Below are 13333 nucleotides of genomic sequence, written 5' to 3'. Positions count from 1 at the left end.
AGGCTATTGCCGCGCCGCATCCTCGGCAATGCGATTGACGCCCCGGCCTGCTGCGGCAAAATGACCCCAGCCAAATCCGGAGCCCCAGATGTCCCGCCTTCAGACCGCCTTCGACGCCATCGACAAGGCCAATGCCCAAGACCCGCACCTGACCGACGGCCAGCCTGCCGAACTGCTCTATGGCCAGCGCATGACCGCCGAACAGGAGCTGCTGTATCCCGATGCGGACGCCCCCCTGCGCATCGCCTGCCGGGGCCAGCATATCGAACGCTGGACCCTGCCCCGCGCCGATTTCCCGATGGACCGCGCGGGCTATCTGGCCTGGCGCACCGAACAGGGCCGCCGCCACGCCGCCCGCGTCGCGGGCATCATGCGCGATGCCGGTTATGATGACGGTGCGGTGCACCATGCCGAAAAGATGCTGATGAAACAGGGGATCAAGCGCGACCCCGATGTGCAGGCGCTGGAGGATGTCGCCTGTTTCACCTTTATCCGCTGGTATATGGGTCCCTTTGCGGGGACGCGCGAACCCGATGAAATGGTCCGCATCGTCGACAAGACGGCGCGCAAGATGTCGGCCATGGCGCGGGCGCGGGCCTTGCAGGAATTCGATATTCCCGAACCTTTCGCGACATCCTTTCGTGACTGAGCCCGCCATCCTCATCGTCGCCCACGGCCAGCCGGGCGACCCGGAAGGCCAGCAACAGGCGGTCGAGGGGCTGGCGGCGAAGGTTTCGGCCATGCTGGGCGCGCGCGATGTCCGGGGCGCGACGCTGGCCATGCCCGGCGCGCTGGAGCGCGCGGTCGCGGCCTCCGTCGGCAAGGCCGGCGCCGGGCGCGGCCTGCTGGTCTATCCGATGTTCATGGCCGGGGGCTGGTTCACGCGGGTCGAACTGCCGCGCAGGCTGGCCGAGGTGGGGGCCGGAATCGAGGCTGGCGCGCCCCGCATCCTGCCCCCTTTCGGCGCCGATCCGGGTCTGGCGCAGCTTGCGCTGGCCTTGCTGACCGAGGCCGCCGCCGCGCAGGGCTGGCGGCTGGCAGAGACGGGCGTGATGATCGCGGGTCACGGTTCGGGGCGGTCGCGGGCACCCGCCGAAGCGGTCTATGCGCTGGCCGAAAAGCTGATCCCCCATGTCGCCCGCACCGCCTGCGGCTTTGTCGAGGAAGCCCCGCATATCTTTGAATCCGCGCGTGGATTCGGGCAGCGCGCGATCTGCCTGCCGTTTTTTGCGACGCGCGCGGACCATGTCACCCAGGACCTGCCCCGCGCCCTGGCCGAGGCGGAATTCGAAGGCGTCGTCCTGCCCCCTATCGGCCTCGCCGCCCAGGTGCCCGCGATGATCGCCCATGCCATTGATCGGGGCCATTGATCGGGGCCATCAGCCGGGATGGGACGGGATAGAACGGCCCGCATCGCGCGGGGGCCAGCGACGTTCCCCGCCGCAGCCCGGCAGGGAAGATCATCACCGGGTTTTCAGACGTTCAGGCACCAGCGCATTACCGCCTTTTGCGCGTGCAGGCGGTTTTCAGCCTCATCAAAGACCACGGAGTGCGGGCCGTCCATGACGGCGCTGGTGACCTCGTCCTCGCGATGGGCGGGCAGGCAATGCATGAACAGCGCATCCGGCTTGGCATGGGCCATCAGCTTTTTATTGACCTGATAGCCGCGCAACTGGTTGTGGCGGCGTTCCTTGGCGGATTGCGGATCATGCATCGACACCCAGGTATCGGTGACCACCAGATCCGCCCCCGCCACGGCCTTGGCCGGATCGCGCTGGATTTCAGCGGCCACCCCCTGTTCGCGGGCGAAATCCATCCAGACCCGTTCCGGGTCCAGCGCCGCCGGGCCGGTAAAGGTAAAGTCGAAACCGAATTGCCCCGCAGCCTGAATCAGGCTGGCACAGACATTGTTGCCATCGCCCGACCAGACGACTTTCTTGCCCGCGATGGGGCCACGGTGTTCCTCATAGGTCAGGACATCGGCCATGATCTGGCAGGGGTGGGTGCGGTTCGTCAGCCCGTTGATGACCGGCACATCGGCATATTCGGCCATTTCCTGCAGGGTCGCTTCCTCGAAGGTGCGGATCATGATCAGGTCGACATAGCGCGACAGCACGCGGGCGGTGTCGGCGATGGTTTCGCCATGCCCCAGTTGCAGTTCCGTCCCCGACAGCACCATCGTCTGCCCGCCCATCTGGCGCACGCCAAGGTCGAAGCTGACGCGGGTCCGGGTCGAGGGCTTTTCGAAAATCAGCGCGACCATGCGGTTTTTCAGCGGCAGCTCGTCGTCCGGGGCGCCCTTGGGCCGGCCATTGCGCGCCTCTTTCATGCGGCGGGCGCTTTCGATCATGCCGCGCAGTTCGGATTTTTCGGTGGTGTGGATATCAAGGAAACTGTTCATGTGACATTGGCTTTCAGATGCATCCCGCGAGCCAAGCAAGAAGGCGGGTGGCGGGTCAAGTGGGGAACGACAGGCAAACCGGGGATTCTGGTGCGGATTTTGCACGCCTCATCGGTGGCGCGTCATGATCCGGGCCGGGTTGCCCTGAGCGTCATTGCCCATGCCGCGATCCGTAAAGCCCGCGCCCTGATAGGCCGCGACCGCGCGCATATTGCCGGGTTCGGGATCGACGACGATGACGAATGCGCCTGACAGCAGGCGGTCGCCCAGTTCGCGCAGCCATGCCTTGCCATGCCCCAGCCCCTCGGGTCCTGCAAAGCAGTCGATGGCCAGCGCGCCCTGCGGCTGCGCGGCCAGATGCGGGGCGTCAAAGGCGTGGACTTCGTAGACCTGGGCATAGGCGATGGGGTCGCCGTCGGCGGTGACAATGACCTGTTCCATCTGCGGATTGGCCAGATCCTGCTGGATTTCGGCAAGCTGACGCACCGGGTCGCGCCACCATGCCGCAACCACGGGTTCGCGCAGCCAGCGCGCCAGCAGGATCATGTCGCCATGCGCGACCGGGCGGAAGTCATAGGTGACCCCCGCCCCTTCGCTGGCATCGGGTTGCTGGTCCTCAGCCATCCAGCCGCCCCGCAGCCCGGTCCAGCCGGGCCACGGCCTCGGCGATATCTTCGTCCGCGATGTTCAGGGGCGGCAGCAGGCGCAGGGTGTTGTCGGCGGCGGGAACGGTCAGCAGATGTTCGGCGTAACCGGCCTTGACCAGATCGGCGGGCGCGATTTTCAGCTTCAGGCCCAGCATCAGGCCCTGACCGCGCACGCTGTCGAACACGGCGGGATGGGCGGCGACCAGCGATTCCAGCTTCTGGCGGAACAGGGCGGCCTTGCGGTTCACCTCGGCCAGAAATTCGGGGGTGGCGACGATATCCATGACGCGGGCACCGACCGCGCAGGCCAGCGGGTTGCCGCCATAGGTCGAACCATGGCTGCCCGCGACCATCGCTTTCGCCGCCTTTTCGGTGGCCAGAACGGCGCCCAGGGGGAACCCGCCGCCGATACCCTTGGCGACCATCATGATGTCGGGCGTGATGCCCGCCCATTCATGGGCAAACAGCTTGCCGGTCCGGCCCATGCCGCATTGCACCTCGTCCAAGACCAGCAGCGCGCCGGTCTGGTCGCAAAGCGCCCGGATGGCGGCCAGATCGGCATCGGGCAGCGGGCGGATGCCGCCTTCGCCCTGCAAGGGTTCCAGCATGACAGCGGCGGTCTGGTCACTGATCGCGGCTTTCAAAGCGTCGATATCGCCCCAAGGCAGGCTGCGAAAACCGGGCATCAGGGGGCCGTAACCCGCGACCATCTTTTCCGACCCGGCAGCGGCAATCGCCCCGGTCGAACGACCATGGAACGCACCTTCAAAGGTCAGGATCTCGATCCGGTCGGGCTGGCCCTGATCGGTCCAGTATTTGCGCACCATCTTGATCGCCAGTTCGGCGGCCTCGGTGCCGGAATTGGTAAAGAAAACCGTATCGGCAAAGGTGCTTTCGACCAGTTGATCGGCCAGCTTTTCCTGCTGCGGGATGTGATACAGGTTGGATACATGCCAGATCCTGCCCGCCTGTTCAGTCAGCGCCGCGACCAGATCGGGGTTGGCATGGCCCAGCACATTGACCGCGATCCCGGCGCCCAGATCCAGATATCGCGTCCCGTCGGTCGCGATGGCCCAGGAACCCTCGCCCCGTTCAAAGGCAAGATCGGCGCGGTTATAGGTCGGCAAAACATGCGGAATCATGGCGATATCCTTTGCAGGGATCAGCCGCGCAGGGCGGCGTTGGCGATGTTTGGAAAAGGCAGGCGTGATCGGGCGTTGAATGTCAACGTCGGGGACGGATGGAAAGGGCGGTCCGGATGATCATGGCGCCCGCATATCGCGGAAATCGCAGATTCGCAAGCGGGCTTAGAACCGCGACAGCACCAACCCGCCCGCCACCATCAGCGCCGCCACGATGCGCGGGATCGAGACCTCGCGCACCGGCAGGCCAAAGGCCCCGACACGGTCCAGAATGATCGCCGCGACCATCTGGCCAAGCGCCATGGCGCAGATCGCGGTGACGACGCCCATGCGCGGCAGGGTCCAGACGATGGTCCAGACGTAAAAGGCGCCCAGAATGCCGCCCAGCCACAGCTTCCAGTCCTGACGAAAGGCGGTGGCAAACCCGCGCCCGTCGCCCGAGGCAAAGGCCGCCAGCGTCAGCAGCACGAAACCCACGGCAAAGGAAATCGCCGCCGCGACCAGCGGGCTTTGCACCGCGCGCCCAAGGGCCGCGTTGATCGGTGCCTGAATGGAAATGCAGGCACCTGCCAGAATGACGAAGATGACGGCAACAAAGGGGATTTGCATGGTTTTCCTTCCTCGACGGGCGGGCTGACGACAGGCCGCCCTTTTCCTGCGCCGCCAAACCGCGGGACGCAACCCGGCATTTTTCAAGATCCGCTATATATTCCCGACACAACAGATCGTATTTTCCCGGCCCGCCACATTTGCTATGACGCGCGCATGAGCATCATCCTGCACGGCTACCGCTACAGCGTCTATTCCCGCATTGCCCGCATGGTCCTGCATGCCAAGGGCCTGACGGCTGAATGGGCGGAAATCGACCCCTTTGGCCCGCTGCCCGACGACCATCTGGCGCTGCATCCCTTCGGCAAGGTGCCCGCGCTGGAACATGGCGATTTCGCGATCTATGAAACCGGCGCGATCTGCCGCTATCTGGACGAGGCCTTCGACGGCCCGAAACTGCAACCCAAAGGCCCGATCCGCCGCGCCCGCATGGCGCAGGTGATCGAGGTCGCGGACAACTACGGCTATGACCCGCTGGTCCGTCAGGTCTATACCAACGCGGTCTTTTCCCCGGCCAAGGGGTATGAGGTCGAACATTGGCGCATCCACGCCGGGCTGGATGCCAGCCGCAAGGTGCTGGCCGCGCTGGACAGGCTGGTCGCCCCGAATTCGGCACAGAACCCGACGCTTGGCGACCTGCATCTGGCGGGGATGATCGACGCCTTTGCCTCTGCCCGCGAAGGGGCAGAAGTGCTGGCCGAATATCAGGTCCTGTCGCGGTGGTGGGCGGTGATGCGCGAAAACCCCTCGGTCCTGGCGACGCGGGACGGGCTTTTGGTCATGGCTTCATCCGATAGCCTGTCCTGAGCCAGCGCCAGGCGATGAAGCCGACGACCAGAACCGAGACCAGCACCACGCAAAAGCCGCGCCAGACCGGCGCGTCACTGACGCCAACGAAACCATAGCGCGCCCCGTCGATCAGGAAAAAGATCGGGTTCCAATGGGCCAGCGTGCGGAAAGGCTCGGGCAGGGCCTGCACGGAATAGAAGGTGCCCGACAGAAAGGACAGCGGCGTCACGATGAAATTCGTGATGACCGCCATCTGGTCGAATTTCTGCGCGATGATCCCGCCCAGCAACCCCAGCCCGCCCATCAGCAGCGCGCCCAGCACGACAAAGACCAGCGCCCAGACCGGATGGGCAACGCCCTGCCCGATCGCCAGCGCCATGCCCGCCGCGATCACGGCCGCGACGATCAGCGCCCGGATCAGCGCGCCGGTCAGATAGCCGGTCAGGATTTCCCCCGCCGACAGCGGCGGCATCAGCGTATCGACGATATTGCCCTGCATCTTGGCCGAAATCATCGAAGACGAGGTATTCGCAAAGGCATTCTGGATCACCGTCATCATCAGGATGCCGGGGCCAAGGAATTCCAGATAGGGCAGGCCCATGACCGCGCCGCGCCCCTCGCCCATCGCCAGGGCGAAAACGGTGACGAACAGCGCGGCCGTCATCAGGGGCGCAAAGATCGTCTGCTGCCACACGGACATAAAGCGCATCGTCTCGCGCCGGCACAGCGTATACAGGCCGATCCAGTTGACGCGGCCAAAGCGGCGCACGCCGAAATCGGAAAATTCTGGGGTAGTCGCGGGGTCGCGCATCGGCGCTCCTTGAATTTGCCGGGTTGTGCGGGTATTTCAGTGCATCCCGTATTAGATGCGGGCCTCGCAGAATTAAAGCCGCAACAAGTCTCTCGGGCGATCCGCGCCCGGAATGGAAAGGCAAGTCATGTCCTGGACGGATGAACGCGTCGAAACGCTGAAACGCATGTGGTCCGAAGGCCAATCGGCCAGCCAGATTGCAAAAGAGCTTGGCGGCGTGACCCGCAACGCCGTGATCGGCAAGGTCCACCGGCTTGGCCTGTCGAACCGCAATGACGAAACCCCGGCCCCGGCAGCCGCGCAACCCGCCGCAGCGCCCGCACCGGCCCCCGAACCCGCTGCAACCGCCGCGCCGAAACCCGCGCCTGCGGCCAAGCCCGCGCCCGAACCGCAGCCCCGCCCGGTCGAAGAACCCGCGGCCGAGCCCGCACCGGTGGCCGAAACCGCGCCGCAACCGCAATTGCGCCGCACCGTGATCCCGGCCGGCCAGCCCCTGCCCCCGGTGCCGACGAATGAAATCAGCCCCGAAACGCTGGCCTCGGTCCGCGAGATCGAAAAGAAATCGCGCAAGCTGACCCTGATGGAGCTGACCGAGCGGACCTGCAAATGGCCGATCGGCGACCCCGCGACGGAAAAATTCTGGTTCTGCGGCATGCCCAGCCAACCCGGCAAACCCTATTGCGAGGCGCATGTCAGCGTCGCATTCCAGCCCATGAGTTCGCGCCGCGACCGTCGCCGCTAAGGTGGCTGCGGCCCGCGAACCGGCGGGCTTCTGGCCCGAGATCCTGGCGGGGGCCTGCTGTGCGCTGCTGTTTGCCCTGTGGCGCGTGGGCTATCCCGCGACCCCGGCCGCGATGATCGCCCCTTTGGCCGCCTTTCTGCTGGTCGGCGCAGGTATCTGGCAGCGCCGCATCCGTCTGGTTCTGGCCCTGCGCGAAAGCGTCTTTCTGCCGCAATCGCGCTATAAGCACTGGTTCACCGGACGGATCAGCGGCGCGATTCTGGCCGTGGTCGAGGCGGGCGCGATCACTCTGGGCGTCTTTCATTTCGCGCTTGGCGCCCATGGCGCGGAACTGCTGCTGGCCGCCGCGCTTGGGCTTTGCACGCTGGCCGCGGTGGCCGCCCTGCGCCGCATCGCCGCGCGCGAATTGCGCCCGGAATTCGCGGTTTCGGCCAGCGCTTGGGTCGCGGCGGGTGTCGCGCTGCCCTTTTGCCTTGTCCATTTCTGGATGCAGCAAAACATCCTGCCGCCCCCCGCCTATCTGGACGCGGGCAGTTTCGCGCAGGTGCTGAACGCCGCCTTGCAGGAACTGCCCGCCCGCCGCGACGGCATGATCGAGGCGCTGAGCGCGCTGCAACTGCTGGAAGCCGCGATCCGCTGGATGCTGAAATCGCTGAACAGGATCTGGGGCGGCGCGGCCTTGCTGTTTGTCTATAATGCGCTGATATTCATGGCGATTGGCCGGTTTTTCGGCGATATTGCCACGACTTTCAACCTCGTCAGGCTGCGCGCATGAACCCGCTTTCACCCGCCACGACCAGGCCGACGGGACGCGGGATCGGCTTTTACTTCTGGGCGACGATTCTGGTCCTGATCGCGGCCACGCTGATTCTGGTCGGTCTGGCCCTGCTGCGCCCCCTGCCCGACGCGCCCCCGGCGCCGGCCAGCCTGACGCAGCAACAGTTGGGCCAGATCGAAACCCGCGCAAGGCAGGCGGGCGCACAGGCGGTCGCGGCCCATCTGGACCCGGCGCTGGACCGCATGTTCCGGCCCGTCCATGCCGCGATTCCCGCCTATGCCGATTTTCATTATTCGGTCTGGGGCCAATATGCCGAATTGCTGGCGGCAGGCGCGGAAACGCTTGGCATCGAGGAAGAAGTCGGCAGCCTGATGCGCCAACATCTGTTTGCCGGGTTCGAGGATCGTCACAGCGCCGAGATGGCCGCGCTGACCGAGATCTATCGCACAACCGTCACCGATGCCTTCACGCGCGAAGGCGAGAGACTGGCCGAAACCACCGGCCAGCCCCTGACCGACGCAATCGAAAAATCGCTGCACGATGCACAGCGGCGGATGCTGGTCACCGCCCCGCTGGCCTCGGCTTCGGCGACCGTGGCGGTCGTCGCCATCGTCAAACCCATCGCCAAGAAAGTCGTGGCCGCAACCGCCGCCAAGGCGGCGGCCAAGGGTCTGGGCAAGGCAGGCGGCATCGGCGGCGCGGCGGCGGCAGGTGCGGCGGCAGGCAGCGTCGTCGGCCCGGTGGGCACCGTCGTCGGCGGTGTTGCCGGCGCGGTCGTGGGCTGGCTGGCCGTTGATTATGCCGTTGTCAAACTGGACGAATATTTCAACCGTGAAGAGTTCGAGGCAGGACTGGCCACCGCCATCGACGAGCAAAAAGCCGCGATGCGCCAGTCCATCCTGAACAGTGTCGGCGCCACGCCCGGATAGACATGACGACAACCGCTGCGCCATCTTACCCCCGTCTTGCCGCGCTGGCGGTGGTGATCCGCGACGGTCAGGTGCTGCTGGTGCGGCGGAAAAATCCGCCGGACGCCGGGCTTTGGGGTTTTCCGGGCGGCCATGTCGAGCCGGGCGAGACCGCGCTGGACGCCGCCGCCCGCGAACTGGTCGAGGAAACCGGCGTCACCGCCCGTCCGCTGGCCTATCTGGACAATGTCGATGTGATTCAGCACGGCGAGGATGGCACGCTGCGCTTTCATTTCCTGCTGGCGGCGGTGCTGTGCGACTATCTGGAGGGCTTTCCCGTCGCAGGCGATGACGCGCTGGAGGCCAGTTGGGTGCCCGTCGGCGATGCGCTGTCGGGCGCGCTGCCGACAAGCGCGGCCGTGGACCGCGTGATCCGCCGCGCGCTGAACTTGCCGCGATCCGCCTGACCGGATCGCTGCGCGCCCAGATCACGCACCGGCCTTGCGTAATAGATGACGGCCTGAATCAGCAGGATCGCCATCACCATCTCCATCAGCTCCTCGAATCGGCCGGATTGGGTGACGAAATCGCGTGAAAAACTGATGCCGAAGGGCGCGAGCTTGCGGTCGATCCCGTCCAGCGATTTCGCCACGATCAGCAGCACGCTCGATGCGCCGACCAGCCAACTGGTCGGATCGCCCCTGCGCAGCCCCCGAAACCAGCGGGGCAGGTTGAACCATGCCAGCCGCAGGCCGCAGATCAGGATCAGCAGGACGAAAAACGCCCCGATGGCCTTTTCCCACAGCGGCGCCGCGCCCGAATACAGGCGAAGCTGCAAGATGCCCTCGGTCGTGAAGGCCTTGTCAAAATCCAGTTCGCGCAGCGCCATCAGGATCAGGATGACCGGAATATGCCAGTCGCGCGGTTGGCGGCGATGGGCGCCAAAGCCGAACCACATGCCCGCCGCCACCAGCAACAGAATGGCCGACATGCCTTCGATGCTGTGATTTTCCTTGAAAACCTGGGTGATGGAATCGCTCAGCACCAGATCGGCGATCAGCGCGCCCAGGGTCAGTGCCAGCACCCATGACAGATAGAATGACGGTGGCCGCATCGGCCCATAAGAAAGTTTCATGACGTTCAGCCGATCTTTGCGTGACGGTTCTGCGCAGGTTTTTTGTCAAACGCTCGTTCGGATACTATGCCCGCCACGTCAGATCCGCAAGTTTTTCGATGCTGCAGGTTGTCCGGCCCGCAAAACGCTCATCCTGACATGCGCTGCGCGGGAACGGCTGGCATCTGGTCAAGGCGGGCACCTGACGCTAAGAGTCCCGCAGGTTTTTCAGGACGCGCACATGGCCCGGCATCTCATCACCTCGGCGATCCCCTACATCAACGGGATCAAGCACCTCGGCAATCTGGTCGGCTCGCAACTGCCGGCGGACCTGTTTGCGCGATACCTGCGCGGGCGCGGGCATGAGGTGATGTTCATCTGCGCCACCGACGAACATGGCACGCCCGCCGAACTGGCCGCCGCCAAGGCAGGCCAGCCGGTCGAGGTGTTCTGTGCCGAAATGCACGAGGTTCAGGCCGAAATCGCGCGCAACTTCGGCCTGTCATTCGACCATTTCGGGCGGTCGTCCAGCCAGCGCAACCACGGGCTGACCCAGCATTTCGCGGGCAAGCTGGACGAAAACGGCTGGATTTCCGAGGTCGAGGAAAAACAGGTCTATTCCATTGACGACGGCCGTTTCCTGCCCGACCGCTATATCGAGGGCACCTGCCCCAACTGCGGTTACGACAAAGCGCGCGGGGATCAGTGCGAAAACTGCACCAAGCAGTTGGACCCGACCGACCTGATCGACCCGCGTTCCGCGATTTCCGGCAGCACGAACCTTGAGGTGCGCACGACCAAGCATCTCTATCTGCGCCAGCGCGCGCTGAAGGACCAGATCGCGGCATGGATCGACAGCAAGACCGACTGGCCGATCCTGACCACCTCGATCGCGCGCAAATGGCTGAATGACGGCGACGGCCTGCAGGACCGGGGCATCACCCGCGACCTGCATTGGGGCATCCCGGTGAAAAAGGGCGACCAGCCCTGGCCGGGGATGGAGGGCAAGGTCTTTTACGTCTGGTTCGACGCCCCCATCGAATATATCGCCGCCACCGCCGAAGGCACCGACAGGCGCGGCGAACCCGACAGCGCATGGCGGCGCTGGTGGCGACTGGACGAAGGCGCGGGGGACGTCACCTATACCCAGTTCATGGGCAAGGATAACGTGCCTTTCCATACGCTGTCCTTTCCGGCGACGATCATCGGCTCGGGTGAACCGTGGAAGCTGGTCGATTACATCAAGAGCTTCAACTACCTGACCTATGACGGCGGGCAATTCAGCACCAGCCAGGGGCGCGGGGTGTTCATGGATCAGGCGCTGTCGATCCTGCCCGCCGATTACTGGCGCTGGTGGCTTTTGTCCCACGCGCCGGAATCGGGTGACAGCGAATTCACCTGGGACAATTTCCAGCAGTCGGTGAACAAGGACCTGGCCGATGTGCTGGGCAATTTCGTCAGCCGCATCACCAAATTCTGCCGCTCGAAATTCGGCGAGGTGGTGCCCGAAGGCGGCAGCTATGGTCCCGAGGAAGAGGCGCTGATCGCGGCGCTGGCCACCCGCATCCACGCCTATGAGGGCTTCATGGACCATATGGAGGTCCGCAAATCCGCCGCCGAACTGCGCGCAATCTGGGTTCTGGGCAATGAATACCTGCAATCCGCCGCGCCCTGGTCCACCTACAAGACGGACCCGGAAAAGGCCGCGATGCAGGTGCGGCTTGGGCTGAACCTGATCCGGCTGTATGCGGTGCTGTCGGCGCCCTTCATCCCCTTTGCCGCCGATCAGATGCTGGCCGCGATGGGCACCGGGAACCGCGACTGGCCGGGCGATATCGCGACCGCGTTGCAGGCGCTGCCCGCCGGTCATGCCTTTACCACGCCGGATGTGATGTTCGCCAAGATCAGCGACGAACAGCGCGACGAATGGCAGGAGCGGTTCAAGGGCATCCGCAGCTAGGCCCGGAGCTTTCCGAATTCAGGCGCCCGCGCGATGCGTGGCGGCTTTTTTCTGCATCGACGGGCAAGGCTGCCGGTGGACCTTTGCCCGAACTGGCGGCATCCTGACCCCGACCCATCCATCAGCAGGAAAAGCCATGACCCATTGCATCCTGATCGGCGCCCCCGTCGACGAAGGCCAGCGCCGCCCCGGCTGCGTCATGGGGCCGGCGGCCTATCGCGTCGCGGGCATCGCCCAGACCCTGCAAGAACTGGGCCACACGGTCGAGGATCGCGGCGACGTCGCTCCGACGCCGCTGCGCCCCGCCAGCCACCCGAATGCTGCCATTCACCATCTGCCCGAAATCATCGCCTGGACCGAGGCGCTGGCCGCGGCAGGCACCGCCGCAATGGTTGACGGCATGCCGATCTTTCTGGGCGGGGACCATGCGCTGTCCCTGGGGACGGTCGCGGGGGTCGCCGCGCAGGCCAAGGCGCTGAACCGTCCGCAATTCGTGATCTGGCTGGACGCGCACAGCGATTTCCACAGTTTCGAGACGACGAGTTCGGGCAATCTGCACGGCACGCCGATGGCCTATGCGGCCGGGCGCGCGGGCTTTGATCCGCTGCTCCCCTTTCCGCTGCGGATCCCGCAGGAAAACATCTGCATGTTCGGTATCCGCAGCGTCGATCCCGCCGAAAATGCCGCGCTGATGCAGACCGACATCATCGTGAACGACATGCGCGTGCTGGACGAACGCGGCATTGTCGCGCCCTTGCGCGAATTTCTGGACCGCGTCAGGGCGGAAAACGGCATGCTGCATGTCAGCCTTGATGTCGATTTCCTGGACCCCGCGATCGCCCCCGCCGTCGGCACCACCGTCCCCGGCGGCGCCACCTTCCGCGAGGCGCATCTGGTGATGGAACTGCTGCACGAAAGCGCGCTGGTCACCTCGCTGGATCTGGTCGAGCTGAACCCCTTTCTGGATGAACGCGGCAAGACGGCGCGGCTGATGGTCGAACTGGTCGGCAGCCTGATGGGCCGCAAGGTTTTCGACCGCCCCACGCGCAGCTATTGACGACACGCCCTATGTGTGTCGCCGCGCTTGCGCGGTAACCCAAGGCGCGCTAGTCAGAAACAACTTGCGGGCGTGGCGGAATGGTAGACGCATGGGACTTAAACTCCCTGGGGCGCAAGCCTGTGCGGGTTCAAGTCCCGCCGCCCGCACCACCGCCCCAATGCCGGTTCCGCCCGCAAACGGGCGTCCGGACAGCCAGATCCGCTGCACTGACAGGGCTCCGAAAGTCACGCGAAAAGATGCGGTGCGACGCGACGTCAGGCGGGAAATAATGAAGGGTCCCAGCCCCCCTAAGGCCGGAACCCTTCTATCGCGCGTGCCACCACACAACCACGCACGAGTTAACAAACTGAACCTGACCATCCCGGCCCTTCT

At 65.1% G+C, this 13333-nt stretch carries 14 protein-coding genes and 1 tRNA gene; 10 read left to right on the top strand and 5 right to left on the bottom strand.

What is annotated here, in order from left to right; genetic code table 11:
- Positions 1 to 88: 88 nt before the first annotated feature.
- Together PE067_RS12605 and PE067_RS12600 are read left to right on the top strand one after the other, a co-directional pair.
- Positions 89 to 649, top strand: coding sequence for a DUF4202 domain-containing protein (locus tag PE067_RS12605; RefSeq protein WP_276189717.1), 561 nt, complete (start codon positions 89 to 91; stop codon positions 647 to 649).
- Positions 642 to 1370, top strand: coding sequence for a CbiX/SirB N-terminal domain-containing protein (locus tag PE067_RS12600; RefSeq protein ID WP_276189715.1), 729 nt, complete (start codon positions 642 to 644; stop codon positions 1368 to 1370). The genes PE067_RS12605 and PE067_RS12600 overlap by 8 nt, the downstream gene beginning before the upstream one ends.
- Positions 1371 to 1474: 104 nt before the next feature.
- Here the strand turns inward: PE067_RS12600 and argF are convergent, their stop codons facing one another.
- From argF to PE067_RS12580, 4 genes are all read right to left on the bottom strand, one after another.
- Complete coding sequence (argF, locus tag PE067_RS12595; protein ID WP_276189714.1) at positions 1475 to 2401, bottom strand: ornithine carbamoyltransferase; 927 nt, start codon at positions 2399 to 2401, stop codon at positions 1475 to 1477.
- A gap of 108 nt (positions 2402 to 2509) precedes the next feature.
- Positions 2510 to 3025, bottom strand: a complete 516-nt coding sequence (locus PE067_RS12590) for a GNAT family N-acetyltransferase (RefSeq protein ID WP_276189712.1) — start codon at positions 3023 to 3025, stop codon at positions 2510 to 2512.
- The gene (locus PE067_RS12585; RefSeq protein ID WP_276189711.1) at positions 3018 to 4190 is read right to left on the bottom strand and encodes an aspartate aminotransferase family protein; all 1173 of its coding nucleotides are present in this window, start codon (positions 4188 to 4190) and stop codon (positions 3018 to 3020) included. Before PE067_RS12585 ends, PE067_RS12590 begins: the two co-directional genes overlap by 8 nt.
- 165 nt (positions 4191 to 4355) lie before the next feature.
- Complete coding sequence (locus PE067_RS12580; protein WP_276189709.1) at positions 4356 to 4799, bottom strand: DMT family transporter; 444 nt, start codon at positions 4797 to 4799, stop codon at positions 4356 to 4358.
- Positions 4800 to 4955: 156 nt separating this feature from the next.
- On the opposite strand from PE067_RS12580, the gene PE067_RS12575 reads away from it, so the two are divergent.
- Positions 4956 to 5606 (top strand): glutathione S-transferase family protein, encoded by a 651-nt coding sequence (locus PE067_RS12575; RefSeq protein WP_276189707.1) that lies wholly within the window; start codon positions 4956 to 4958, stop codon positions 5604 to 5606.
- Here the strand turns inward: PE067_RS12575 and PE067_RS12570 are convergent.
- Positions 5578 to 6399, bottom strand: coding sequence for an ABC transporter permease (locus tag PE067_RS12570; RefSeq protein ID WP_276189705.1), 822 nt, complete (start codon positions 6397 to 6399; stop codon positions 5578 to 5580). The genes PE067_RS12575 and PE067_RS12570 overlap by 29 nt on opposite strands.
- 127 nt (positions 6400 to 6526) lie before the next feature.
- On the opposite strand from PE067_RS12570, the gene PE067_RS12565 reads away from it, so the two are divergent.
- From PE067_RS12565 to PE067_RS12535, 7 genes are all read left to right on the top strand, one after another.
- Complete coding sequence (locus PE067_RS12565; RefSeq protein ID WP_276189703.1) at positions 6527 to 7141, top strand: GcrA family cell cycle regulator; 615 nt, start codon at positions 6527 to 6529, stop codon at positions 7139 to 7141.
- Position 7142: 1 nt separating this feature from the next.
- Positions 7143 to 7916 (top strand): hypothetical protein, encoded by a 774-nt coding sequence (locus PE067_RS12560; protein ID WP_276189701.1) that lies wholly within the window; start codon positions 7143 to 7145, stop codon positions 7914 to 7916.
- On the top strand, positions 7913 to 8848 hold the full coding sequence (locus PE067_RS12555; protein WP_276189700.1) for a hypothetical protein: 936 nt from the start codon (positions 7913 to 7915) through the stop codon (positions 8846 to 8848). Before PE067_RS12560 ends, PE067_RS12555 begins: the two co-directional genes overlap by 4 nt.
- Before the next feature lie 2 nt (positions 8849 to 8850).
- On the top strand, positions 8851 to 9294 hold the full coding sequence (locus PE067_RS12550; protein ID WP_276189698.1) for an NUDIX hydrolase: 444 nt from the start codon (positions 8851 to 8853) through the stop codon (positions 9292 to 9294).
- 888 nt (positions 9295 to 10182) lie between these two features.
- Positions 10183 to 11901 carry a methionine--tRNA ligase gene (gene metG, locus PE067_RS12545; protein WP_276189697.1) on the top strand — a complete coding sequence of 573 codons (1719 nt, stop codon included), beginning with the start codon at positions 10183 to 10185 and terminating at the stop codon, positions 11899 to 11901.
- 136 nt (positions 11902 to 12037) lie between these two features.
- On the top strand, positions 12038 to 12958 hold the full coding sequence (gene rocF / locus PE067_RS12540; protein ID WP_276189696.1) for an arginase: 921 nt from the start codon (positions 12038 to 12040) through the stop codon (positions 12956 to 12958).
- 66 nt (positions 12959 to 13024) lie between these two features.
- A tRNA-Leu gene (locus PE067_RS12535) sits at positions 13025 to 13110 on the top strand.
- The last annotated feature ends 223 nt before the right edge of the window (positions 13111 to 13333 follow it).

The sequence above is a fragment of the Paracoccus sp. DMF-8 genome, from assembly GCF_029309835.1.
Taxonomy (GTDB): Bacteria; Pseudomonadota; Alphaproteobacteria; order Rhodobacterales; family Rhodobacteraceae; genus Paracoccus.
The sequence above is the reverse complement of the archived record's forward strand: the minus strand, read 5'-3'. Positions and strand labels throughout refer to the sequence as shown.